The following is a 25,472-nucleotide window of genomic DNA, read 5'->3' as shown; positions in this document are numbered from 1 at the left end:
AATAATATTATTGAGCTAAAAATATATAGGAAACAATTGCACAAAGTCCTAAAACAAAAGCAAATAGATATAAACCTATACTTCCGGTTTGTAATTTTCTTCCTTGAAAAGCAATTTCATTTGCTATTTTACCTAATCCAAAAACAAGAGCAGATAGTCCTGTCTCGATATAATCTCTAAAAAATTTAGACAAACTATTAACAGGTGCTACAAATACTGTATCGTAGATTTCGTCTACATAATATTTGTTGTATAAAACTTTGCTTAAACCAGTAATGTTTTCATCAGATTCTGGAACATTATCTTGTTTAAAGTATTTCACATAAGCAATTAAAATTCCAATTAATCCGCCTAAAACAGCTACACCCATTAAAGTGTATTCTGTGGCGCCTAAATGATGTTCTTCACCCACTGTCTTTGCTAAAAGAGGCGCTAAATATGCATTTAACCAGCTGTTTCCTGGTAAGCTTATTAATCCTCCGAAAGTTGCCAAAATAGCTAAAATGATAAGTGGAATAGTAATTAGAGAACCGCTCTCGTGTAAATGATGTTTTTGCTCTTCAGTTCCTCTAAATTGTTTGAAGAAAGTTAAAAACATTAATCTAAACATATAAAAAGCTGTCATGATTGAAGCAATAGATCCAATAACATATAATGGAATACTGTGGTGGAAAGCTGTCATTAAAATTTCATCTTTAGAAAAGAATCCAGAGAAAAACGGAACTCCTGAGATTGCCAATGAAGAAATTAACATAGTCCAGAAAGTAATAGGCATTGCTTTACGCAATCCACCCATTTTACGCATATCTTGTTCTCCATGTAATCCGTGAATAACAGATCCAGAACCTAAGAATAAACAAGCTTTAAAGAAAGCGTGTGTGATTACGTGAAAAACAGCTACTTCATAAGCTCCAAATCCTAATGCCAAAAACATTAATCCTAATTGAGAAACTGTAGAATAAGCTAATACTTTTTTAATATCTGTTTGCACTAAACCAATTGTTGCTGCCACTAATGAAGTTACAGCTCCAATAATTGCAATTACAGTTTGTACATCAGTCGCAAGATCGAAAACAAAGTTTAATCTGGTTACCATAAAAATACCAGCTGTTACCATTGTTGCAGCGTGGATTAATGCAGACACAGGAGTTGGTCCAGCCATCGCATCAGGCAGCCAAGTGTATAACGGAATTTGAGCAGATTTACCACAAGCTCCAATAAACAAACATAAGGCAGCTAAAGATAGTAGTGGTAAGTTTAAATTTGAAGCTCCGGCAATTGCAGTTTTTAAAGTTGCATAATCTAATGTAGAAAACATCGAACCGATAATGAACATTCCGATCAAAAGACCTAAATCTCCAATTCTGTTCATGATGAAAGCTTTTTTAGCAGCATCATTGTAATCTTGGTTTTTATGCCAGAATCCAATTAACAGGTAAGAACAAAGTCCAACACCTTCCCATCCGATGAAAAGAACTAATAAGTTACTTCCAATTACAAGTGTAATCATGAAGAAAATGAACAAGTTTAAGTAAGCAAAAAACTTGTGCATGTTTTCGTCATCATGCATGTAACTGATAGAGTATAAGTGAATCAAAGATCCAATTCCCGTTACAAAAAGCAGCCAAAGAACAGATAATTGATCAAGTAAAAATCCAAGATTGATTTTTAAGTTACTAATTTGAATCCAATCAAATAAAGTAACTTGAATTCCCTGTCCTGTTTGGGTAATCTGATTAAATAAGACAAGGGTAACTACGAAAGAAATTGCTACAGCAACAGTTCCGATTGCTCCAGAAGCTGTTTTTCCTAAGCTTTTTCCAAAAAAGACATTTACTAGAAAACCTAGTAAAGGAGTTAAAACTAAAATTAAAGCTAAATTAGTATCCATTTCTGATTATCCTTTTAAATTTTTTAAATTATCGATACTAATTGAGCCGATATTTCTGAAAATAGAAACTAAAATGGCCAATCCTACCGCAACTTCGGCTGCAGCAACCGCCATCGAGAAGAACACAAAAACTTGTCCTTGCGCATCTTGATGATAAGTTGAAAAAGCAACAAATAAAAGGTTTACCGCATTCAACATAATTTCGATAGACATGAAAACGATAATAGCATTTCGTCTGTACAATACACCAAAAATACCAATACAGAAAAGTACAACACTTAAAAAGATGTAGTTTTCAATACCTATTTGATTTAATATATTACCCATTATTTATTTAATTTTTCTTTTTTAGACAATAGAACCGTTCCAATCATTGCAACCAAAAGTAAGATCGAAGCAAATTCAAACGGAACCATGTATTCGTTCAATAATATTTTACCTAAAACTTTAATCGATTGGAAATCTTCTCCTGTAGAATCGTATTCACCAACAATTGGTTTCGAATTGATGAAAATTGTAATCAAAACAATTAGTATCAAACAGAAAGATACAATAGCTCCCAAACGTGTAATTCTAGGGCGGTGTACTTCTCGCTGTTCATTTAAGTTCATCAACATAATGGTAAACAGGAATAAAATCATAATAGCTCCGGAGTAGACTATTATGTGTACAACTGCTAAGAACTGAGAATTTAATAATAAATAATGACCAGCAATCGAGAAGAAACAAATCACCAAGTAAATAGCCGAGTGAATTGGGTTTCTGCTGAAAATTGTCAAGAAAGCTGTAATAACAGTAATAAACGCTAAAAAGCAAAAGATAACTTGAACAGTAGTTGCGTGCGCAAAATCAGGAATATGTATCATTTTTAGTTAGCGTTTTTAAGTTGAGCATTTTTCATAGCCATTTCTAAAGGCATAACTAATTTGTCTTTCCCGAAAATGAAATCTTCTCTTTCGTAACTTGCAGGAACTAAAACTTTAGAAGTAGTTAAGTAAATAGCGTCTTTTGGACAAGCTTCTTCACATAAACCGCAGAAAATACAACGAAGCATATTTATTTCATAAATTTCAGCATATTTCTCTTCTCTATACAAATGTTTTTCATCAGCCTTACGTTCAGCAGCTTTCATAGTAATGGCTTCTGCTGGACATGATAAAGCGCATAACCCGCAGGCAGTACAGTTCTCACGACCTTGCTCATCACGTTTCAACATATGCTGCCCGCGATAAACCGGACTCATTGTACGCACTTGCTCAGGATAGTGAATTGTCACTTTTTTTCTGAATAAATGTTTAAGGGTAATAAACAATCCTTTTACAATCGCCACAAGATACATTCGCTCTAAAAAAGTCATCTCTTTATTAGAGACCATCTTTTTTCTACCCGATAATGATATAGTTTCTATTGACATTTTTATTATTATAGTTTATGATTTACAATTTGAGTGTAATCAAATTCAAAATCTATTTTATTTTTATTTGAAGCTTAATCCCGTTATCCGCTGTATCTTTTATCTCGTTTAAAAATGAGACCATAAAAGGATGCGCTTCTATCAGGGCTAGGGCATTACGGTTCTTAGAATCCTAAAGCTGCTGCGATATCGTGTCTTAAAATAACAGCACCCGTAATCATAATATTAATAATCGAAAGTGGAATCAAAATTCTCCACCCTAAATTCATTAATTGGTCATATCTAAATCTTGGAATTGTCCAACGAACCCACATGTAGAAAAAGATGAAGAAACATATTTTTGCAAACAATACTGCAATTCCTAATAAGTTACCTGCATTAACTCCAACATTTTCAACCATCCACTGCATTCCTGGATAGTTATATCCTCCAAAGAATAATACAGAAATAATAGTTGCAGAAGTAAACATACTCGCATACTCAGCAAACAAATAGAATCCCATTTTCATTGACGAATATTCTGTATGGTAACCTCCAATTAATTCACTCTCACATTCCGCTAAGTCAAAAGGAGTTCTGTTTGTTTCTGCAAATGAACAGATTAAGAAAATTAAAAACGATAAAGGCTGATAGAATACATTCCAGTTCATACCTTGTTGTTGTAATGACATTTCTTTTAAACTCATTGTTCCAGTCATCATCAATAAAGCAATCATTGATAATCCCATTGCAACCTCGTAAGAAACCATTTGAGAAGCTGCACGAACAGCTCCCATTAAGGAGAATTTATTGTTAGAAGCCCATCCACCAATCATGATCCCGTAAACTCCAACTGAAAGAACTCCAAAAATGTATAATAAAGCAATATTAATATCAGTTGCCTGAAGAATTACTTCTCTTCCAAAAACATGAAGTCTATCTCCCCACGGAATAACAGCACTTGTCATTAAGGCTGTACTCATGGCAATTGCAGGACCTACAACAAATAAAAATCTATTTGGCGTGTTTGGGAAAAATTCTTCTTTAGAGAATAATTTCATACCATCAGCAAGCGGCTGTAATAAACCTCCCCATCCAGCACGGTTTGGTCCAACACGGTCTTGTAAGAAAGCTGCAACTTTACGTTCAGCCCAAGTAGAATACATTGCCATAATCATTGTTATAGCAAAAACCACAACAATTACAACACTCTTTTCTATAATAAACGCACCATCTACCATCATTAAGAATTTTTGTTGTTAGTGTTTAATGGAATTTCAGCCATACTAATTTTTTTACGGTCAATATCTCTACCCATAAGAATATTCTTTTCAGTATCGATTTGTACTTTCTCTAATTTTTGAGTGTAGTTATTTTGGTTGATAACAGAATCTTTTTCAAATTCTCTTGGTCCTTCAATAACCCAGTCATTCACATTTTTGTGCTCAAAACGACAGCTGTTGCAAATGAATTCTTCAACTTCATGGTACTCGTCTTTACGACCAGTTACACGTTGAATTTCTCCACCAAACATCCAAACTGTAGTTTTACCGCAGCATCCTGGAGTTGTACACTCTCTGTGTGCGTTATAAGGTTTATTAAACCAAACTCTTGATTTAAAACGGAAAGTTTTGTCTGTTAAAGCTCCAACCGGACAAACGTCAATCATGTTTCCAGAAAACTCATTGTCGATTGCTTTAGAAATTCCAGTTGAAATATTAGCATGATCTCCACGATCTAATACTCCGTGAACTCTGTTGTCTGTCAATTGATCTGCAACTTGTACACATCTTTGGCATAAAATACAACGGTTCATATGCAGTTGAATATTTGGGCCAATATCTTCTGGTTCAAATGTTCTTTTTTCTTCAATAAAACGTGATTTCGGATTTCCGTGCTCAAAACTTAAGTTTTGAAGATCACATTCACCAGCCTGATCGCAAATTGGGCAGTCTAATGGGTGGTTGATCAATAAAAATTCTGTTACAGATTTACGGGCTTCCGTAACTCTGGCAGAAGATTTACTGTTTACTTCCATTCCGTCCATACATCCTGTTACACAAGATGCCATCAATTTTGGCATTGGTCTTGGGTCAGCTTCACTACCTTTAGAAACTTCAACTAAACAACAACGACATTTTCCGCCGCTGCCTTTTAATTTTGAGTAATAGCACATGGCTGGCGGTACCAAATCTCCACCAATCATACGTGCAGCCTGCAGGATCGTTGTTCCTGGCTCTACGTCTATACTTTGACCGTCTATGGTTACTTTCATTTCTTTATGTCTTAATGTCTAAAGTCTAAAGTCTAAAGTCAATTTACATAACTTTTAAACTTTCCAACTTTCGACTTTTTAACTTTTGACTATATTATTACTTTACCGCCCACTAAATGTTTCACTTGTGAGAAAGGCTCGGTAACAAAGTGATCTCTATTTTTTATTTTTTCAGGGAAACGAACGTGATATTCGAATTCATCTCTAAAGTGACGAATTGCAGCTGCTACTGGCCAAGAAGCTGCGTCACCAAGCGGACAAATTGTGTTTCCTTCAATTTTGCTTTGAATGCTCCACAATAATTCGATATCTTCTTCACGGCCTTGACCGTTTTCAATTCTCCATAATATTTTTTCCAACCATCCAGTTCCTTCACGACAAGGTGTACATTGTCCACAAGATTCGTGGTGGTAGAAACGAGCAAAGTTCCAAGTGTTTCTTACCACACAAGCAGTGTCATTGTAAACGATAAATCCTCCAGAACCTAACATAGATCCGGTAGCAAAACCACCATCACTTAAAGATTCGTAAGTCATTAATCTGTCTTCGCCGTTTGCTGTTTTGAAAATCAATTCAGCTGGTAAAATTGGCACAGAAGAACCTCCAGGTACAAATGCTTTTAACGGACGGCTTGAAGACATTCCTCCTAAATATTCATCAGAATTCATGAATTCGTCAACACTTAAACCTAATTCAATTTCGTAAACCCCAGGATTTTTAATGTGTCCAGAAGCAGAAATTAATTTAGTTCCTGTAGAACGACCAATTCCAATTTTAGCATAATCATCACCAGAATTGTTAATGATCCACGGCACCGTTGCAATAGTTTCAACATTGTTTACCACGGTTGGATTTGCCCAAAGTCCTGAAACTGCTGGGAAAGGCGGTTTAATACGAGGATTTCCTCTTTTACCTTCCAATGACTCGATAAGTGCAGTTTCTTCTCCGCAGATATAAGCTCCGGCTCCGCAGTGAACGTGAAGTTCAAGATCGTAACCTGTACCTAATATATTTTTTCCTAACCAGCCTGCAGCTTTTGCCTCGGCGATTGCTCTTTCTAAAATTTTGAAAACCCACATATATTCTCCACGAATGTAGATATATGAAAGGTTAGCGCCTAAAGCGAAACTAGAAGTAATCATTCCTTCAATCAATAAGTGAGGAATGTATTCCATCAAATAACGATCTTTGAAAGTTCCCGGTTCAGATTCGTCGGCGTTGCAAACTAAATGTCTTGGTTTTCCTGATTTTTTATCAATAAAGCTCCATTTCATTCCAGCAGGAAAACCTGCACCACCACGGCCTCTAAGACCTGATTTTTTTACTTCTTCAGTAACTTCGTCTGGTGTTAATGTTTTTAAAGCTTTTTCTACAGAGGCGTAACCACCATTTTGGCGATATACTTCGTAGGTTTTAATTCCAGGAATATTGATTTTATCTAATAATATTTTTTGTGACATCTTATTTATCGTGTAATATTATTTTATCCTCTTTACAATCAGCTATTATCTGATCGATTTTTTCTTCTGTCAATTTTTCTTTGTAGAAATCGCCTAACTGCATCATCGGAGCGTATCCGCATGCACCTAAACACTCTACTCCGGCAATGGTAAACATTCCGTCTGGAGTTGTCTCGCCCATTTTAATGCCTAATTTTTCAGAAGTATAATCCATTAAATTTTCGGCACCGTTTAAACAACAACAAGAAGTCTGGCAAAACTCAAACATGTATTTACCAATTGGCTTTTGGTTGAACATGGTGTAAAAAGTAACTACTTCATAAACCTCGATTGGTTTTATCTGAAGAATTTCAGCAACTTTATCTTGTAGTTCAGTACTAAGCCAGTTGTTATGTGCATCCTGAACTTCATGTAAAACAGGCAGTAAAGCCGATTTTTGTTTGCCTTCCGGATAATGACTGATCAATTCATTGATACGAGCGATCAATGCTTCAGTCATATTTATTTCTTGCGTGTAATGTTTACGTTCCATTTTTATTTTAGATTTTAGATTCTAGATTTTAGATTTTTCAATCTTTGTCCATAATCCATATTCTGCAATCTTATAATTTTAGATTTTAGATTTTTTCAATCTTTGTCTACAATCTATAATTCTTCAAGCATTGTTTAAGTTTTAGATTCTTCAATCTGAATTTCAGTTCCTAATTATAATTTTTAAATCTAAATTCTAAATCTTCATTTTCAATCAGCAATCTAAAATCTACAATCTAAAATCTACAATCTGCTAGGCGTCTAATTCTCCTGCAATTACATTTAAACTTGATAAAATAACAATTGCATCAGAAAGTAAAGCACCTTTAATCATTTCTGGATATGCTTGATAATAAATAAAGCAAGGTCTTCTGAAATGTAATCTATATGGAGTTCTGCTTCCGTCAGTAACTAAATAAAATCCTAATTCTCCATTTCCTCCTTCTACAGGGTGGTAAATTTCTGCAACTGGCACAGGAACTTCTCCCATTACAATCTTAAAGTGGTAAATTAGAGATTCCATGTTGTTATAAACATCTTCTTTAGGAGGCAGATAATAATCTGGAACTTCAGCATGATATTCGTTTCCTGGAGGCATTTTATCTAATGCTTGACGAATAATGCTTAAACTTTCCCAAACTTCAGCATTACGAACACAAAAACGATCATAAGTGTCGCCTGATTTTCCAACAGGAACAATAAAATCAAAATCCTCGTAAGATGAATAAGGCTGTGCAACACGAACGTCGTAATCAACTCCGGCAGCACGTAAGTTTGGACCTGTAAATCCGTATGCCATTGCCTGCTCTGCAGTAATTGCGCCTACGTTTACGGTTCTATCAAGGAAAATTCTATTTCTTTCGAATAAGTTTTCGAATTCTTTCCAAACAGCTGGAAATTCTTCAAGGAAAGCGTCTAGTTTTTTGAAAGCTTCTGGAGACCAGTCTCTTTCAAAACCACCAATTCTTCCCATATTTGTAGTCAAACGAGCTCCACAAATTTCTTCGTAGATTTCGTAGATTTTTTCTCTAAATTGAAATACGTATAAGAAACCAGTATACGCACCAGTATCTACACCTAAAATCGAGTTACAGATTAAGTGATCTGTAATACGAGCAAGCTCCATAATGATAACTCTAAGATATTGCGCTCTTTTTGGAACTTCGATACCTAATAGTTTTTCTAATGTCATCCACCACCCCATATTGTTAATAGGAGAGGAGCAATAGTTCATACGGTCAGTTAGAGGAGTAATTTGATAAAAAGGACGATTTTCGGCGATTTTTTCGAAAGCTCTGTGGATGTAACCAATAGTTGGTTCAGCCTCAAGAATTCTCTCACCATCCATCAACAGTATGTTTTGAAAAATACCGTGTGTTGCAGGGTGTGTCGGACCTAAATTCAGTACCGAAAGTTCGCTTCCGTCTTCGTTTAGTTTCTCCTTAATTATTTTAGCATAACGATGCTCTGGTGGTAATAATAGTTCTGACATTTGTAATTAAAAATTGATAATTGATAATTGATAATTTTCAATTAACCATTAATACTTTTGTTCCTTTTTATATAGTGCTAATTTTCAATTGTAAATTGTTAATTATGCATTAGTCGTTGTTCTTCCAAAGAATCTATCGTCTTTATCAGTTCTTCCACTGTCTTCCATTGGGAATTCTTTTCTCATAGGGAAAGACACCATCTCATCCATATTCAAAATACGTTTCAATTGCGGGTGGCCAATAAAATTGACTCCGAAGAAATCGTATGTCTCTCTTTCCATCCAGTTTGAACTTAAGAAGATATTTGAAATTGATTTGATTTCTGGTTTTTCACCGTTTAGAAAAACTTTGATCTTTATTCTTTTGTTTTCGTACCAGTTGTGCAAATGATATACAACTGCAAACTGACGTTCTGTTTCATTGTCTGGATAATGAATACCGCACAAATCTGTTAAGAAATGAAAACGTAATTCTGGATCGTTTTTAAGAAATAGAATCAATGCAGTAATTTTATCAGCCGAAGCTTCTAAAGAAAAAATATCTCTTTCTTGTTGAAAGTTAAAAACATCGTTGTTAAATGTTTCTGTAAGTTTATCTTGAATCTGGGTATTTTCTAAAGCCATCTTATGAGATATTATATGAAGCTAATAATTCTTGGTATTCTGGTGAACTTCTGCGTCTCACAGATTCGCTTTTTACCAATTCTTGAAGTCTCATAACTCCATCAACGATTTGTTCTGGTCTCGGAGGACATCCTGGTACATAAACATCAACAGGAATTACTTTGTCAATTCCTTGAAGAACAGAGTAAGTATCAAATATTCCTCCTGATGAAGCACATGCTCCAACAGCAATTACCCAGCGAGGTTCTGACATTTGCTCGTATACTTGTCTTAAAATAGGCGCCATTTTTTTTGAAATAGTTCCCATTACTAATAACATATCTGCTTGTCGCGGAGAGAAACTCACACGCTCTGAACCAAATCGAGCTAAATCATAATGAGATGCCATTGTTGCCATAAACTCAATTCCGCAGCAAGATGTTGCAAAAGGTAAAGGCCAAAGAGAATTCGCACGTGCCAAACCTACAACGTCATTTAGTTTTGTAGCGAAGAAACCTTCTCCTACAACCCCTTCAGGTGGCGCAACCATATTTACTTTTGAATCGCTCATTTTTATTTTAGATTTCTGATTTTACATTTTAGATTTTTTGAATCGTAAAAGAAAAATCAATTTTTTAAATCAAATTTTATTCGAGGGATATTAAATCTTAAATCTTAATTTTAAAAGGTTAAATCTAAAATCAGAAATAAAATCTAAAATCTCAATTTATTCCCACTCTAATGCTTTCTTTTTGATGATGTAAAAGAAACCAACTAAAAGCAATGACATGAAAACTAACATTTTCAACATCCCTTCAATTCCTAAGTCTTTAAAGTTTACTGCCCATGGATAAAGGAAAATTACCTCTACGTCAAACAATACAAACAAAATGGCGACTAGGAAATATTTTACAGAAAAAGGAATACGGGCATTACCAACAGATTCTATACCGCATTCGAAGTTTTTATCTTTAACTTCTGAGGTTCTTTTTGGTCCTAATTTTCCAGAAATAATGATTGTTCCTACCACAAAACCAACAGCTAGAATAAACTGCATTAAAATAGGAATGTAACTGTATTGATCAGATTGCATAGCTTCGATTTTTTACTTAAAAAATGAGCCACAAAGATAACTTTCAACTCTGTAAAACACAAGTTAAAAAAGGTTTTAAGTTGGGTGCGAAACGGCGTTTATGCCTAATTTTTATTGATTATAAATAATAAGAGCGTATTTTAATATTATTTTAAGAAATGGGCAAAAAAAAACGTTTCGAAATTAATCGAAACGTTTCTGAGACCATTCAGAGGCAAAAAAAATAAATTGCTATATTTTTCTTAGATTACTGCTACTTTAGCAGCAACTTTCCCTTTTCTTCCTTCTTCTTCTTCGTAGCTTACACGGTCACCTTCGCGTAATTCTTCCGCGTTAATTCCTGAAGCGTGAACGAAGATATCCTTTCCTGTTTCTTCGTCTGTAATGAATCCATAACCTTTAGATTCATTGAAAAATTTTACTGTACCTGTACGCATTGTAATTGTAATAATAATTTATAATAAAGCAAATGTAACATATAAATTCATACAAAAGACACTAAGGTGTTAATTTTTTGTAAAAATTATTGATTTCCAGTGTTTTTACGTAGTTTATTGCATCAAATTTTATATGGAATACCATAATTTAAGAATCATTTATTGTAGGAATATAAAAACAATGCGTTTGTAGGAATTTGATATTTTGAAAAACACTTATTTTAAGTTTATTTCGATGTTTTTTAATGTAAAAAAAGCGTCTGAAAATTTTCAGACGCTTTCGATATTTAATTTCTATAAATTTTAGATAGATGCGATTTTTATATGTAATTCTTTCAATTGTGCATCATCAATTGCAGCAGGTGCATCGATCATTACATCACGTCCAGAATTGTTTTTTGGGAAAGCGATAAAATCTCTAATGGTTTCTTGTCCTCCTAAAATAGCGACCAATCTATCCAATCCGAAAGCTAATCCTCCATGAGGCGGCGCTCCAAATTGGAAAGCGTCCATTAAGAAGCCAAATTGTGCTTTTGCTTCTTCTTCTGTAAATCCTAAATATTTGAACATTAATTGCTGTGTCGCTTTATCGTGAATACGAATAGAGCCGCCGCCAATTTCGTTTCCGTTTAAAACCATATCATACGCATTTGCACGAACTTTTCCTGGTTCTGTTTCTAACAAAGCCATATCTTCTGGTTTTGGAGAGGTAAAAGGATGGTGCATAGCGTGGTAACGACCGCTTTCTTCATCTAATTCTAATAATGGGAAGTCTACAACCCATAAAGGAGCAAATTCTGCTGGATTACGCAATCCTAAACGAGTTGCTAATTCCATACGAAGAGCAGAAAGCTGCGCACGTGTTTTATTTGCTGGACCAGAAAGTACAAAAATCATGTCTCCTGGCTGTGCTTCTGTTGTTTTTGCCCAGTTTGTCAAATCATCTTGATCGTAGAATTTATCTACAGATGATTTAAATGTACCGTCTTCATTACATTTTACATAAACCATTCCAGACGCACCAACTTGTGGACGCTTTACCCAGTCAATTAATCCGTCAATTTCTTTACGAGTATAATTTCCTGCTCCAGGAACAGCAATTCCGACAACCAATTCAGCTGCATTAAATACAGGGAATTCTTTGTGTTGCGCAAATTCGTTTAATTCGCCAAACTTCATTCCGAAACGAATGTCCGGTTTGTCATTTCCGTATGTTTTCATGGCATAGTCGTAGGTAATTCTTGGGAATTTATCTACTTCAATACCTTTAATTTCTTTTAATAAATGTCTTGTCAAGCCTTCAAAAACATTTAAAATGTCTTCTTGTTCTACAAACGCCATTTCGCAGTCGATTTGTGTAAACTCAGGCTGACGGTCTGCACGTAAATCTTCGTCACGGAAACATTTTACAATTTGGAAATATTTATCCATTCCACCAACCATCAATAATTGTTTGAAAGTCTGAGGAGATTGTGGCAAAGCGTAAAATTGTCCTTCGTTCATACGGCTTGGTACGACGAAATCTCTTGCTCCTTCTGGAGTAGATTTGATTAAATACGGAGTTTCAACTTCGCAGAAATCTAAATCAGATAAATATTTACGAACTTCCATTGCCACTTTGTGACGGAATAATAAACTGTTTTTTACTGGATTTCTACGAATATCTAAATAACGATATTTCATTCTGATGTCTTCTCCGCCGTCAGTTTCATCTTCAATTGTAAATGGAGGAGTAAGAGCAGTGTTTAAAATCGTTAATTCAGAAACTAAAATTTCGATTTCACCAGTTGGAATGTTTTTGTTTTTAGCTTCACGCTCAATTACAGTTCCTTTTACTTGAATCACAAATTCTCTTCCTAGAGTTTTAGCCAATTCAAAAACTGTTTTATCGGTACGGCTTTCATCAAAAATAAGTTGTGTAATTCCGTAACGGTCACGTAAGTCAACCCAATTCATAAATCCTTTATCGCGTGACTTTTGTACCCAGCCCGCTAGAGTAACTTCCGTATTAATATTTGAGGCATTTAACTCGCCGCAATTATGACTTCTATACATGATGCAAATTTTAGACTGCAAAAGTAAACACAAAATTCAAATTAATATAGTAAAGTGATAAGTTGATGCAGAATAATTTCAAATATTTTGTTAATTCTTAAATTACGAAGCTTTAAATTCTTTAGATTTGGATCACTAAAAACTAATTTAATACCTATGAAAAAACTTTTTGTTGCAGGTTTGGTAATTTTTAATGCTTTGAATGTTATTGGTCAAAGCAAGAGCTCTATTAAATTCACTGCTAAAATCGCAAATAGAAACAGTGACACTTTAGTAATAAAAGGAAAAGATAATTTCACACAAGTAATTCCGATCAACAAAAAAGAGGTTTTTTCTGCTGCATTTGATGCGCCGCAAGGATTTTATATGTTTTCGGACGGAACAGAATCTTCAAGTCTTTATTTAAAACCAAATTCAGAAGTTAACTTGACTATGAATGCTAAAGAATTTGATGAGACTATAATATATAAAGGTAAAGGTGTAAACGAAAGTAACTTTTTAGCGCAGCAAGCCTTAAAAGATGAAAACTTTCAGAAAGATGCTTTTGCTAAAGAATCAGGAGAATTTACTGCTTTACTTGACGCGAAATTGAAAGCGGATACAGAAAGTCTTGAAAAAGGTGATTTTGATCCAGAATTTAAAACGGCACTAAAGCGTAGTTTTGACGGTTTCCACCAATATGCTGCTGCAGAATATGATAGAGCAGCAAAAGCAAATAAAATGGTTGGAAAAGTTTCTCCAGATTTTGATTACGAAAACTTTAAAGGAGGCAAAACAAAATTGTCTGACTTAAAAGGAAAGTATGTATACATCGATCTTTGGGCAACTTGGTGTGCGCCTTGTAGAGCTGAAATTCCTTATTTACAAAAGATTGAAGAAAAGTACCACGGAAAAAATATTGAGTTTGTGAGTATTTCGATTGATAAGTTGAAAGACAATGAAAAATGGAAAAAGTTTGTAACAGATAAACATCTTGGAGGTGTACAGCTTTTTGCAGATAAAGATTGGGAATCTGAGTTTGTAGTTAACTATGGTGTAACTGGAATTCCGAGATTTATTTTAATTGATCCAAGTGGAAATGTGGTAAAATCAGAAGCTCCTAGACCATCTGATCCTGAGCTTGATAAACAACTAAGTTCGTTATTGAACTAAATTATTTACAGAATTTACAACGTTATCGTAAAACATAGTTTTTTTCTAAAATACCAGTAAAACCAGTGCGTGAGCGCTGGTTTTTTTGTTTTCATAACTTTTCCAATGTTAAGTTTTTATTCAATGTTACCAAATTGTTAACTAAAAGTTTTTTTAATGTAAACAATTAACTATATTTGATTACAATTTGATAACATTTAATACCTAAAGATATGAAAAAGTGTGTGATTTTAGCGGCTGTGTTATTCTCTGGAATTCTAACAGCACAAGAAAGTAAACCTGAATTAGAAACTGTTGGAAATAAAGTAAAAGCTACTTATTATTTTGACAATGGCAGAATACAGCAGGAAGGCTTTTTTAAAGATGGAAAATTGGACGGTGTTTGGGTATCTTATGATGAAAACGGAAATAAAACTGTTGAAGGAGAATATGCTGAAGGATTGAAAACAGGAAAATGGGTATATTTTAATGAAAAAAATATTTCAGAAGTAGCTTATGTAGACAGTAAAGTTAGTTCCGTTAAGAATCTGCAGAAAAACGCTGTAGCCAATAGAAATTAATTAAACGAAGATTTCTTATAGTATTAAACCGTTCTTTTAGGACGGTTTTTTTATGCTTTTGTTTTTTTGCTTTTGTAATTTCTTCCATACCAAATTATAAATCCAGTCACGGGCAGAGCAGCAGCAAATAGACTTACTATGAAAGCAATAATTTTTCCAGGTAAATCTAATATTTGCCCAGTATGAATTCCGTAATTCATTTCGACTACCTGCAGACCGAGAGTTTTATTTTCAAAAGGCTGTTTTCCAATCAATTTTCCATCATTGGGATGAAAGTAGTAATTGCTTTGATGATTGTATCGCAACGTACGCGGATAAGCACCTGTACTTATAATATCTCCTTTTTGCTGTGGAATTGATATGAAAAACATTTCTGCATTTGGCTGCAGCTTTGCAGTTTCCATAAAAGCACGATCAATAGCAGTAATAGAATTTGTTTTGAATTGAGTTGTATCAATCACTGGTAATTTTGTTTCTATTGCTTTGTCACCTCCAAAATTAAATGTCTTATAAATTCCGTCGCCAACCCATTCGTATGTAAAAGTAAGTCCGGTAATGGCTAAAATCAAAGCGATAATCGAAATGTAAAAACCAGAAGTATTATGCCAGTCGTAATTAACACGACGCCATTTGGCAGACCATTTTACAGTAAAGCTTCTTTTAATATCAGATCTTTTCTTTGGCCACCATTGTATAATTCCGGAAATCAATAAAAGAATAAATATAATAGTCGCACCGCCAATAATATGTTTTCCAATATAATCTGGAAGCAGTAAATACAAATGAATATATTCTACAATAATAAAGAAATCAGTTTCTGGATTTTCGGTTTTTAAGTATTTACCTGTATAAGGATTAAAATAGAGATAAAGATTTTCAGTATCAGAAAAAGTATAAACAATTGCCGATCGGTTTTTTCCATAATAAGCAACCATACTTGCGTTATTCTTTGGAACAATTTCTTTCGCTTTAGCTGCTAAAACAGAGGGTGGAATAAATGACTTATTTTGAGGTTCGACCAAACGCCATTCTTTTCGGGTAATGTCTTTTATTTCATCATGAAAACAGAAAATACAACCCGTAATACTGATTATAAAAACAATTAGCCCAGAAATTAATCCGAGCCATTTATGTAGAAAACGTATTTGCGTTTTGAATCCCATTTTTGATTAAAAGCGTAAAAGTATGCTCAAAATTTATATGGGACAAATAATTCTGGGTTATTTTGTTTGTCAGTTATGTGATGCAAAGAGTAAATCTCGCAAAAACGCAAAGTCGCAAAGTTTTTACTCGCATTTTTTTACAGATTTCAGCAGATTTATTTTCAAGTAATAATACTATCTACTATTTCCATTTGAAAAAGTTCTTTCCAATTCTTTTAAGCTGTGGCTTTAAAATAAAACTTTGTGCCTTAGTGCCTTCGCGGCAAAAACAACGTTTTTAAGAAACGACTTTTTTGGGTTTTAAATGATAAGCAACATATAGTGAAATTGAAGCAAGAAAAATCCAGAAAACATCAATAAAGAAAATCTGAATTTTGTTGTGCATAAATGATGTCCAGAACCAATCTCCAGAAACAATTCCGTTAGTAATTGGAATTAAAAACCCTAAAATACTTCCTGAAATCAAACAGAATTTATTGGTAAATGTATCATTCTTTTTAATGATAAAGAAAATGGCAAGTACTAACCAGCCTCCAAAATAAAGCGTAAACAAGTTAGACTGACTTAAAGGGTAGAAAATTTTACTTCCAATAAAAGCGAGCGCTGTAATTGGATACATACTCAAGCAAATGGCCAGATAAATACGAACAACTGCTGCGTTGAAACGTCTTTTCTTTTCAGGCATATTATTTTTCTGTCTCGCAACCAGCCAAATCATAACTCCTGAAATAATTACAAAACAAGTTATGATTCCCAGAATAAAACTTACGATTTTTAGAGCGTATCCGCCGTAATCACCAAAGTGAATTCGGTACAAAACATTTTTGACCACATCTAAATAGCTCGTTTGAGAGATCGGGTCTTTTTTGGCAATTTCTTTTCCGTCAGCAATTCGGTAAACAACCTTTCCAATTCCAGTAAATTTTTTGTGGCTTAAAAGTTCACCTTCAACTAAAACATGCATATTCGCATCACCATAGTTTTGAATAAAGACACGGGTAATTTCAAAATCTGACCAGTTCTTTTTTGTTTTAGCAACGAGATCGTCAATAGTAAAAGGAGCTGCCAGTTTCTTGTTTTCAAATTTAAAATCTGGATCTGTGTATTCTAATTCTTTATATAATTTACTTTGATCGCCATTGTATAAAGCCATTACTGCCGGTGCCACGATTAAAAGCTTAATCATAAAAAAGGCTCCTGTAACTGCATATACAAATTGAAAAGGTAAACCAATCATTCCTAATGCTGTGTGCGCATCGGTCCAAAGTGTTTTTAATTTCTCTTTCGGACGGAAAATATAAAAGTTTGAAACAATTTTTTTCCAGTGAAGTAATACTCCTGTTACGATTGCAAATAAGAAAAACAAAGCTGTAAAACCAGAAAGATAATATCCAACAGGATATGGAATTTGAGCTAAAAAATGTAAACGATATAAAAGTTCACCTAGAGAATACGATTCTTCGTAAGTAAAAGATTTAAAATTTTTGGTGTTTAAATAGAAAAACTGACCTTCTTTTTGTTTGGCTGGAGCCAAAGTATCTTTGGTTCCTTCCATGTAAATGGCAACCCTTTCTTCTGTAGAAGGTTTAGAAATTGTAATGTTTCGGCCATGCAAAATATATTTCTTATCCAAATGCTGCAGGGCTTTATCGTAGTCTAACTGAATTTCTTTTGTGATTGCTGTAGATTCACTTCTTTCCCAATTGATGATTTCATCTCGAAAAAATGAAAAAGATCCAGCAAAGAAAATTACAAAAAGAACTACACTGATAACGATTCCGCTGACAGTGTGTGTATGAAAATAGATATTATAATGACGGTTGTTCATAAAAATTATTTCGCCGGATGATTATAAGTTTGACCCAAATAGATAAAAAGACAAAAAAGCAAAGTCAGCAGAATGTAAATTCCCCAAATTTTCCAGCCGCTTTTGGCTAAGAAAGCAATGACCATTAGTGCAACCCAAAGAATGAAACCGGTAAAAGCCATTGTTATTAAAACATCTGCACGGCTAAACCAAGAAGCTAAAGCCAAATGAAAAGTAACAGAAACAAAGTATCCTCCTAAAATAGCAGCAGTAATTTTGGTAAAACGAGGCCAAAAGGATGGGTTTAAATATTTTGAATTTGCTGGCATTGGTCAAATTTATTTTAATTGTAATAAAGTTCTACTAAGGCAACGATAATCAAAAGAGCCAAAAGTGCTTTGCTGTTTACTTTTTTTAATGGTGTAAGGATGATGATCAAACTTCCAACTGTCATTAGCTGAATAAAAAACATCAAAGTACCGCAGCCTAAAGATTGTGTAAACAACCACATTATATAAGCTGAAACTAAAAGCCCTAATCCGATGATTTTTGTTGGTTTTGGATTTTTCTGCATCCATTTCTCAAAACCTAAATCATACGACAAAACCGCTCTTTTTGAAGTATAGTAAAGCGTATAAAAAGCTAAAAAAACAATAAGACTGGCAATAGTAATCATAATCTTAAATTTAAAAAACACCTTTCTAATGATAGAAAGGTGTTTTAATTATTCTTTTATTAAAATCTATAAGAGAAACTTGCCGAAACAGTTCTCATGTTTCTTGGATGAATTGTAGACCAACCATCGTAAGTATCAACATTAGCAATATTGTCTAATTTTAATGTTAATGTGTATTTTTCTGTTCCGTAGAATAATGATGAATTTAAAACAGCGTAAGATGGCAATGCAAATTGACCAACCACATTTCTGTTCATAATTAAGTTTTTATCAGCATAATTACCTCCAAAACCTAAACCAAAACCTTGTAAATCGCCTTCTGGGAATTTATAACTAGCCCAAAGATTTGCTAAGTTTCTTGGTCCAGAACTTTCTGGTCTGTGTCCTATGAAAGATGGATCTCCAGCATTTAAAACTGCATCAACATAGCTGTAACCTGCTACAATGTTTAATCCTGCAACTGGATTTGCAACAAATTCTGCTTCAAAACCTTTGTTTCTTTGTGCTCCATCTTGGTAAGCAGTTTGAGTTGTTGCACCGTAAACTACGTAAACCTGATCTTTAACTTGAATATCGTAGTAGCTGAATGTAGCGTAAAGTTTATCTTTAAATACATTTAATTTTGTTCCAATTTCAAATTGGTTAGCGTGCTCTGGTCTAAAAGTTCTAGGGCGACTAGTTCCGTCAGCTAAAATTTCTGTCACAGGAGCAGAATTAGCAAAACCATCCATGTAGTTTGCAAAAATCGAAACTTTATCAAGAATTGGCTGGTACACTAAACCAAATTTAGGAGAAAAAGCAGTTTGATTAAAATCGTCTGATTTTACTGCTACATTTCCAGCAGTTATAAAACGATCCACACGTAAACTCGCCATTGCAGACAAAGCAGGAGTAAAGTTAAATACATCAGAAACGTAAGCACTGTAAACTTCTTGTTTTGTTCTGTTCATGCTAATTCCAGCATCAGCTATAAGTGCGTCAGTTCCTGCTTTAGTTAGATTTCCATTATCTCCGTTTGTAATATATTTAGTTGGGTCAGTTATTTGATAAAGGTATTGGTTTACAGTTGCTACATCTAGATTACCAATATAAATAGTACCATTTGTTACATAATTTGAACTGTTGTCAATCAATCCTCTATTAAAGTAATCTAAACCAGCAACGATTCTGTTTCTCATGTTTCCGATTTTGAAATCGCCAATGAAGTTTTGCTGAATGTCAGTTGTAAGCGTTGTTGAATTTTGGTAATTCATGTAACGTGCTAAAACAATCCCTTCAGATATCTCATCTGGAGCAAATTGTGTGCCCTCATATATATAAGAATAGTATCCGTCAGATGAAGATGAGCCTCTTGAAACAACAGTTTGAGAAGACCACTGATCATTAAATTTATAATTCATCTGAGCTTGTAAGTTGTACGAAGGAGTTTCGATTGCCAACTCGTTACTAGTATAAGAACGTTTGTTATCATAACCTAATTCATTAATATTATGAACTCTTAACGGTGCGCCTCTATCTAAAAATAACATAGTAGCATTAGTTTGTCTGTTGTTCATGAATTCCGTATTAATGAAAAACGAAAGTTTGTCATTTACTTGGTAAGATAATGATGGAGCAAAAAAGAATGATTTTTTGAATCCTGCATCTTGAAAACTGTTTTCAGTGTGGTAAGCTGTATTTACACGGAAGTTAATTTTGTGTTCTTCATCTACAGGAGTATTAACATCAGCAGTTACTCTGTTTAAACCGTTACTTCCTGCAATGTAACTCACTTCGCCTCCAAAACGATCGTAAGGTTTTTTTGTAGTTAAGTTAATTAAACCTCCGTAAGAAATAAGGCTGCTTCCAAATAAAGTTCCAGATGGTCCTTTGATTACTTCAATCTTGTCAATATTAGCAGGATCTAAACCTCCGTTTGATAATCCTGGTAATCCGTTGATCATAGTTGGCTGTACTGCAAATCCTCTTAGTGAGAAATAACCTGCTCCATCGCCTCCACGTCCTGTAGAAGCCCAAAGCGGTGTTAATCCTGGAGCATTTTTTAAAGCGTCATCAATATTTGTAACAACTTGCTCTTTTAAAAGTTCGCTTGTAATTGTAGTGTAAACTTGTGGGTTTTCAAGATTCTTAAGAGGTAATCTTGAAACTTGTTGTGTTTCTTTACGTGCAAAAGTATTTTTCTTTGCATTTCCGTTAATTACAATTTCACTTAATTGTTCAGAATTTGAAGAAATAGTAAAATTTTCAATTATTTCGTCTCCACTATTTAGTGTAATACTTTTTTCTTTTGATGTAAATCCAACGGCAGAAACTCTCAGAATATAATTACCTGGTTTAAGATTTTTAATTTCATAGTTTCCATTGGCATCAGTATTTGTACCAATTTTTGTTCCTTTTAAAACTACAGAAACATTATCAACAGTTTCATTTTCATTAGAACTAATTTGACCTTTTACGGCTGCTTTCTGCTGTGCCCAAACAGATGTTCCAGTTAACAGAATAAAGCATAAAGTCAAAAGCGAAATTGTAAATTTAAATTTCATTTTTATTTAGAATTGATTTTAATAGCGCAAATGTAATAGTTGATTGCTAATTATACAAGTTATTCTTATTTATTCTAAATAATTTTTTAAAGAAGAAATTTTTAGTCAGAAAAAGTGGTTTGAAATAATTGCTTGAAGCAAAAAAAACCTGCTCAAATAAATGAACAGGTCTTATTATACTATTGAAAATTATTTTTGATTACAATTCTAAAGCACGTTTAGCATCGCCATTCATTAATAATTCTACTGGATTTTCTAAAGCTTCTTTTACAGCAACCAAGAAACCAACAGACTCACGTCCGTCGATAATTCTGTGGTCATAAGAAAGTGCCACGTACATCATTGGGTGAATTTCAACTTTTCCGTTTACAGCAATTGGACGCTCAATAATATTGTGCATTCCTAAAATCCCTGATTGAGGAGGGTTGATAATTGGAGTAGATAACATAGATCCAAAAACACCACCGTTAGTGATTGTAAAAGTTCCACCAGTCATATCGTCAACAGTGATTTGACCGTCACGAGCTCTTAAAGCCAATCTTTTAATTTCAGCTTCAATACCGCGGAAAGTCAAAAGTTCAGCATTACGAACTACAGGAACCATTAATCCTTTTGGTCCAGAAACAGCGATTGAGATGTCTGCAAAATCATAAGCGATTTTATAATCACCATCCATCATAGAGTTAACATCTGGATATAATTCTAAAGCTCTTGTAACTGCTTTTGTAAAGAATGACATAAAACCTAAACCAAGACCACCATGTTTTGCTTTGAAAGCATCTTTGTATTCGTTACGAATTTGGTTAATTGGTGTCATGTTTACTTCGTTAAAAGTAGTAAGCATAGCAGTTTCATTTTTAGCTGAAACTAGTCTTTCTGCTACTTTACGACGTAGCATAGATAATTTTGTACGCTCAGATCCACGGCTTCCACCAGTTGGAGTTCCCATAGAAGGTACTGCATTTACAGCATCATCTTTAGTAATTCTGCCGCCTTTTCCAGTTCCTGAAACTGTTGCTGGAGCTATATTTTTTTCGTCTAATATTTTTCTTGCTGCTGGAGATGGAGTTCCCGCTGCGTAACTTGTTGCTGCTGGAGCTGCTTTTGGAGCTTCAGCTTTTACTTCTGCCTTTGGAGCTTCTGCTTTCGGAGCCTCTGCTTTCGGAGCCTCTGCTTTCGGAGCTTCAGCTGCTGGAGCTGCTGGTGCATCACCTGCAGGTTTTGCAGCATCTGTATCAATTAAACAAACTACAGCACCTACTGCAACTGTATCACCTTCTTCTGCTTTTAGTGTAATTACACCGCTCATTTCAGCAGGCAATTCAAGAGTAGCTTTGTCTGAATCAACTTCAGCAATAGCCTGATCTTTCTCTACATAATCTCCGTCTTTTACTAACCAAGTTGCAATTTCAACTTCTTTTATTGACTCCCCTGGTGATGGGACTTTCATTTCTAAAATCATCTTTGTTTTTGTTTAAGGTTTTTATGGTTTCAATCCCGATAGTTATCGGGACTGAAACTTGAAACATTTCTTTTTATCTGAATAAATTTTTATCGAATACCATTCTAATTGCATCTGCATGACGACGTTTTGCACGTGTGTAACTTCCTGATGCCGGTGCAGCGTATGCTTTTAATGAAGCCAATCTCCATTTTACAAGATCAAAGTTCATTAACATAAAGCTGTATGCTCCCATATTTTTAGGTTCTTCTTGGGCCCAAACATAATCATCTGCATTTGGATATTGTGAGATAATTGCTTTTAACTGTTCAACTGGTAAAGGGAATAATTGCTCGATACGAACAACCGCAACGTCATTTCTTCCGTTGTTTTCTCTTTCTGCAGTAATGTCATAATAGAATTTACCAGTAACAAATACTAAAGTTTTTACGCCTTTTTTGTCCACTGTATTATCGTCAATTGTTTCTTGGAAACTTCCTGTAGCTAATTCTTCTGCTGTAGAAACACATCTAGGATCTCTTAATAAACTTTTTGGAGAGAAAACTACCAATGGTTTACGGAAATTCGTTTTCATTTGTCTTCTTAACAAGTGGAAAAAGTTGGCTGGCGTTGTACAATCGGCAACATACATGTTTTGTCTTGCACAAAGTTGTAAGTAACGCTCCATTCTTGCAGAAGAGTGTTCTGCACCTTGTCCTTCATATCCGTGAGGTAATAATAAAACAATTCCGTTTTGGTTGTTCCATTTATCTTCACCACATGAAATATATTGGTCAATCATGATTTGAGCTCCGTTAGAGAAATCTCCAAATTGTGCTTCCCAAATTGTTAATGCATTTGGATTTGCCAATGCATATCCATAATCAAAACCAAGAACTCCGTACTCAGATAAAAGAGAATTGAATACGCCGAATTTTCCTTTTTTGTTTTCGATTGCATCTAAAAGAATTACTTCTTCTTCAGAATCTTCAACTTTAACTACTGCATGACGGTGAGAGAATGTACCACGCTCAACATCCTGACCAGAAATACGAACGTCAAATCCTTCTGTTAAAAGTGAACCGTAAGCTAGAGCTTCTGCAGTTCCCCAATCAATAGTGTTATTGTCGTATCCTGTTTTTCTGTCAGTAACAATTTTAGTTATTTTATTGATGAATTTCTTGTCTTCTGGTAACGTCGAGATTGTATTGATGATAGAATCTAATCCTTCTTTATTAAAAGTAGTATCTACTTTTTGAAGCATTTGTGTATCAGTTACCTGAACAAAACCATCCCATTCGTTTTTCATGAATGGAGTTATAATTGTCAAATCTTTTTTACGAGAAGCTTCTAAGTTTTCTTCTAAAGCAGATTTGTATTGTTTTTCCAAAGCATTTACATAAGAAGCATCGATTACGCCGTCAGACAATAATTTTTCAGCGTAAATATCTCTTGGATTTTTATGTTTTGCGATGATTTTATATAAAACCGGCTGTGTAAAACGAGGCTCATCACCTTCGTTATGACCGTATTTTCTGTATCCTAATAAATCGATAAATACGTCACGTCCAAACTGCATTCTATAATCTAATGCAAAAGATACTGCGTGTACAACAGCTTCAGCATCATCAGCATTTACGTGTAAAACTGGTGAAAGCGTTACTTTGGCAACGTCTGTACAATAAGTAGATGAACGAGCGTCTAAATAGTTTGTAGTAAAACCAACTTGATTGTTGATTACAATATGGATTGTTCCTCCAGTTTTGTAACCGTCAAGCTGTGCCATTTGAATGATTTCATACAAGATCCCTTGTCCTGCAATTGCAGCGTCTCCGTGTAAGGCGATAGGTAATACTTTTGAAAAATCTTCTGGGAAATATTTATCTTGTTTTGCTCTTGTAATTCCTTCAATTACAGCTCCAACAGTTTCTAAGTGAGAAGGGTTTGGTGCTAAATTGATGTTGATGCTTTTTCCAGATCTTGTTTTTTTGTCGGCAGTAAGACCTAAGTGGTATTTTACGTCACCGTCAAAATATTCCTGATCGTAATCTTTACCGTCAAACTCACCAAAAATATCCTGAGTAGATTTTCCGAAGATGTTTGCCAAAACGTTCAAACGGCCACGGTGAGCCATTCCCATTACGAATTGTTCAACACCTTGTTCTGCAGCTTTTTCGATTAAAGCATCTAAAGCCGGGATAATAGATTCTCCACCTTCTAATGAGAAACGTTTTTGTCCTACATATTTAGTATGTAAAAAGTTCTCAAAAGAAACAGCTTCGTTTAATTTATTTAAGATCGATTTTTTTTCTTCTGTAGAGAAATTTGGCTGATTAACATTTACAGCCAATTTATCCTGAATCCATTTTACAACGCCAGGATTTCTGATATACATATATTCAATACCGATATGCTGGCAGTAAATCGCTTTAAGACGATTTACAATATCTTGTAAAGAAGATGGTGCAAGTCCGATAGTTTGTGCCGCATCAAAAACAGTTGAAAGATCAGCTGTAGATAATCCGAAGTTTTCGATATCCAATGTTGGAGACGAAGTTCTACGGTCACGAACAGGATTCGTTTTCGTGAATAAATGCCCGCGCGTACGGTATCCGTCAATTAATTTAAGAACGTTGAATTCTTTCTTTAGTTTTTCTGAAATCTGACTGTAATCTGTGTTGTCGTTAGTCACATACTCAACGATAGTCTGCACAGGATTTTCGTCGTTATAAGTAGTCATTCCAAAGTCAAAACCTTGAAAGAAACTTCTCCAGCTAGGCTCAACGCTGTCTGGGTTTACTAAATATTGATCGTATAATTGTGCAAAAAACTCGGTATGCGCTGCGTTTAAAAATGAAAACCTATCCATAATATGAGTGAATATACTTTTTGTTATATAG

Annotated in this window: 23 protein-coding genes; 2 read left to right on the top strand and 21 right to left on the bottom strand. The window is 34.3% G+C overall.

The genetic code is table 11. From position 1 onward, the window contains the following. Window positions 1–7: 7 nt before the first annotated feature. The 14 genes from nuoL to aspS all read right to left on the bottom strand — a co-directional run bounded on the left by nuoL (window position 8) and on the right by aspS (window position 13,230). The gene (gene nuoL, locus BSF42_RS13920; protein WP_095953691.1) at window positions 8–1,891 is read right to left on the bottom strand and encodes an NADH-quinone oxidoreductase subunit L; all 1,884 of its coding nucleotides are present in this window, start codon (window positions 1,889–1,891) and stop codon (window positions 8–10) included. A gap of 6 nt (window positions 1,892–1,897) precedes the next feature. Next, window positions 1,898–2,218: an NADH-quinone oxidoreductase subunit NuoK gene (gene nuoK / locus BSF42_RS13915; protein WP_008466103.1), complete on the bottom strand. Its 321-nt coding sequence runs from the start codon at window positions 2,216–2,218 to the stop codon at window positions 1,898–1,900. Continuing rightward, window positions 2,218–2,757: an NADH-quinone oxidoreductase subunit J gene (locus tag BSF42_RS13910; RefSeq protein WP_095953690.1), complete on the bottom strand. Its 540-nt coding sequence runs from the start codon at window positions 2,755–2,757 to the stop codon at window positions 2,218–2,220. Before BSF42_RS13910 ends, nuoK begins: the two co-directional genes overlap by 1 nt. A 2-nt stretch (window positions 2,758–2,759) precedes the next feature. Then, on the bottom strand, window positions 2,760–3,305 hold the full coding sequence (locus BSF42_RS13905; RefSeq protein WP_113677152.1) for an NADH-quinone oxidoreductase subunit I: 546 nt from the start codon (window positions 3,303–3,305) through the stop codon (window positions 2,760–2,762). Window positions 3,306–3,469: 164 nt separating this feature from the next. Continuing rightward, window positions 3,470–4,528: an NADH-quinone oxidoreductase subunit NuoH gene (gene nuoH, locus BSF42_RS13900; protein ID WP_172426691.1), complete on the bottom strand. Its 1,059-nt coding sequence runs from the start codon at window positions 4,526–4,528 to the stop codon at window positions 3,470–3,472. Beyond that, the gene (locus BSF42_RS13895) at window positions 4,528–5,559 is read right to left on the bottom strand and encodes a 2Fe-2S iron-sulfur cluster-binding protein (protein ID WP_095953688.1); all 1,032 of its coding nucleotides are present in this window, start codon (window positions 5,557–5,559) and stop codon (window positions 4,528–4,530) included. Before BSF42_RS13895 ends, nuoH begins: the two co-directional genes overlap by 1 nt. Before the next feature lie 89 nt (window positions 5,560–5,648). Further along, entirely contained in the window at window positions 5,649–7,019 is a 1,371-nt protein-coding gene (gene nuoF, locus BSF42_RS13890; protein WP_095953687.1) for an NADH-quinone oxidoreductase subunit NuoF, read from the bottom strand. 1 nt (window position 7,020) lies between these two features. Then, on the bottom strand, window positions 7,021–7,551 hold the full coding sequence (nuoE, locus tag BSF42_RS13885; protein ID WP_095953686.1) for an NAD(P)H-dependent oxidoreductase subunit E: 531 nt from the start codon (window positions 7,549–7,551) through the stop codon (window positions 7,021–7,023). A 252-nt stretch (window positions 7,552–7,803) separates the two neighbouring features. Further along, window positions 7,804–9,042, bottom strand: a complete 1,239-nt coding sequence (locus tag BSF42_RS13880) for an NADH-quinone oxidoreductase subunit D (RefSeq protein ID WP_095953685.1) — start codon at window positions 9,040–9,042, stop codon at window positions 7,804–7,806. Between the two features lie 102 nt (window positions 9,043–9,144). Continuing rightward, a complete protein-coding gene (locus BSF42_RS13875) occupies window positions 9,145–9,666 on the bottom strand; it encodes an NADH-quinone oxidoreductase subunit C (protein WP_095953684.1) in 522 nt (173 codons plus the stop codon). 1 nt (window position 9,667) lies between these two features. Then, a complete protein-coding gene (locus BSF42_RS13870) occupies window positions 9,668–10,216 on the bottom strand; it encodes an NADH-quinone oxidoreductase subunit B (RefSeq protein ID WP_035646217.1) in 549 nt (182 codons plus the stop codon). Window positions 10,217–10,372: 156 nt separating this feature from the next. Then, the gene (locus BSF42_RS13865; protein WP_095953683.1) at window positions 10,373–10,738 is read right to left on the bottom strand and encodes an NADH-quinone oxidoreductase subunit A; all 366 of its coding nucleotides are present in this window, start codon (window positions 10,736–10,738) and stop codon (window positions 10,373–10,375) included. Between the two features lie 242 nt (window positions 10,739–10,980). Further along, window positions 10,981–11,175, bottom strand: coding sequence for a cold-shock protein (locus tag BSF42_RS13860; protein ID WP_007137066.1), 195 nt, complete (start codon window positions 11,173–11,175; stop codon window positions 10,981–10,983). 303 nt (window positions 11,176–11,478) lie between these two features. Next, entirely contained in the window at window positions 11,479–13,230 is a 1,752-nt protein-coding gene (aspS, locus tag BSF42_RS13855; RefSeq protein WP_095953682.1) for an aspartate--tRNA ligase, read from the bottom strand. A gap of 156 nt (window positions 13,231–13,386) precedes the next feature. Here aspS and BSF42_RS13850 point away from each other — a divergent pair, with 156 nt between their 5' ends. Together BSF42_RS13850 and BSF42_RS13845 are read left to right on the top strand one after the other, a co-directional pair. Beyond that, window positions 13,387–14,382, top strand: a complete 996-nt coding sequence (locus tag BSF42_RS13850; protein WP_095953681.1) for a TlpA disulfide reductase family protein — start codon at window positions 13,387–13,389, stop codon at window positions 14,380–14,382. 212 nt (window positions 14,383–14,594) lie between these two features. Further along, window positions 14,595–14,942: a toxin-antitoxin system YwqK family antitoxin gene (locus tag BSF42_RS13845; RefSeq protein ID WP_095953680.1), complete on the top strand. Its 348-nt coding sequence runs from the start codon at window positions 14,595–14,597 to the stop codon at window positions 14,940–14,942. A 50-nt stretch (window positions 14,943–14,992) separates the two neighbouring features. Here BSF42_RS13845 and BSF42_RS13840 read toward each other — a convergent pair whose 3' ends face one another. The 7 genes from BSF42_RS13840 to BSF42_RS13810 all read right to left on the bottom strand — a co-directional run bounded on the left by BSF42_RS13840 (window position 14,993) and on the right by BSF42_RS13810 (window position 25,441). Next, on the bottom strand, window positions 14,993–16,105 hold the full coding sequence (locus tag BSF42_RS13840) for a PepSY domain-containing protein (protein ID WP_095953679.1): 1,113 nt from the start codon (window positions 16,103–16,105) through the stop codon (window positions 14,993–14,995). 277 nt (window positions 16,106–16,382) lie between these two features. After that, complete coding sequence (locus BSF42_RS13835; protein WP_095953678.1) at window positions 16,383–17,933, bottom strand: PepSY domain-containing protein; 1,551 nt, start codon at window positions 17,931–17,933, stop codon at window positions 16,383–16,385. A 5-nt stretch (window positions 17,934–17,938) separates the two neighbouring features. Then, entirely contained in the window at window positions 17,939–18,241 is a 303-nt protein-coding gene (locus tag BSF42_RS13830) for a hypothetical protein (protein ID WP_095953677.1), read from the bottom strand. 14 nt (window positions 18,242–18,255) lie between these two features. Next, a complete protein-coding gene (locus BSF42_RS13825) occupies window positions 18,256–18,588 on the bottom strand; it encodes a hypothetical protein (RefSeq protein WP_095953676.1) in 333 nt (110 codons plus the stop codon). 59 nt (window positions 18,589–18,647) lie between these two features. Continuing rightward, window positions 18,648–21,131, bottom strand: a complete 2,484-nt coding sequence (locus BSF42_RS13820; protein WP_095953675.1) for a TonB-dependent receptor — start codon at window positions 21,129–21,131, stop codon at window positions 18,648–18,650. A gap of 199 nt (window positions 21,132–21,330) precedes the next feature. Continuing rightward, window positions 21,331–22,593: a 2-oxoglutarate dehydrogenase complex dihydrolipoyllysine-residue succinyltransferase gene (gene odhB, locus BSF42_RS13815; protein WP_095953674.1), complete on the bottom strand. Its 1,263-nt coding sequence runs from the start codon at window positions 22,591–22,593 to the stop codon at window positions 21,331–21,333. A 73-nt stretch (window positions 22,594–22,666) separates the two neighbouring features. Then, the gene (locus BSF42_RS13810; RefSeq protein WP_095953673.1) at window positions 22,667–25,441 is read right to left on the bottom strand and encodes a 2-oxoglutarate dehydrogenase E1 component; all 2,775 of its coding nucleotides are present in this window, start codon (window positions 25,439–25,441) and stop codon (window positions 22,667–22,669) included. Window positions 25,442–25,472 lie beyond the last annotated feature (31 nt).

The sequence above is a fragment of the Flavobacterium sp. ACN6 genome, from assembly GCF_002304005.1.
Classification (GTDB): Bacteria; Bacteroidota; Bacteroidia; order Flavobacteriales; family Flavobacteriaceae; genus Flavobacterium.
The sequence above is the reverse complement of the archived record's forward strand: the minus strand, read 5'-3'. Positions and strand labels throughout refer to the sequence as shown.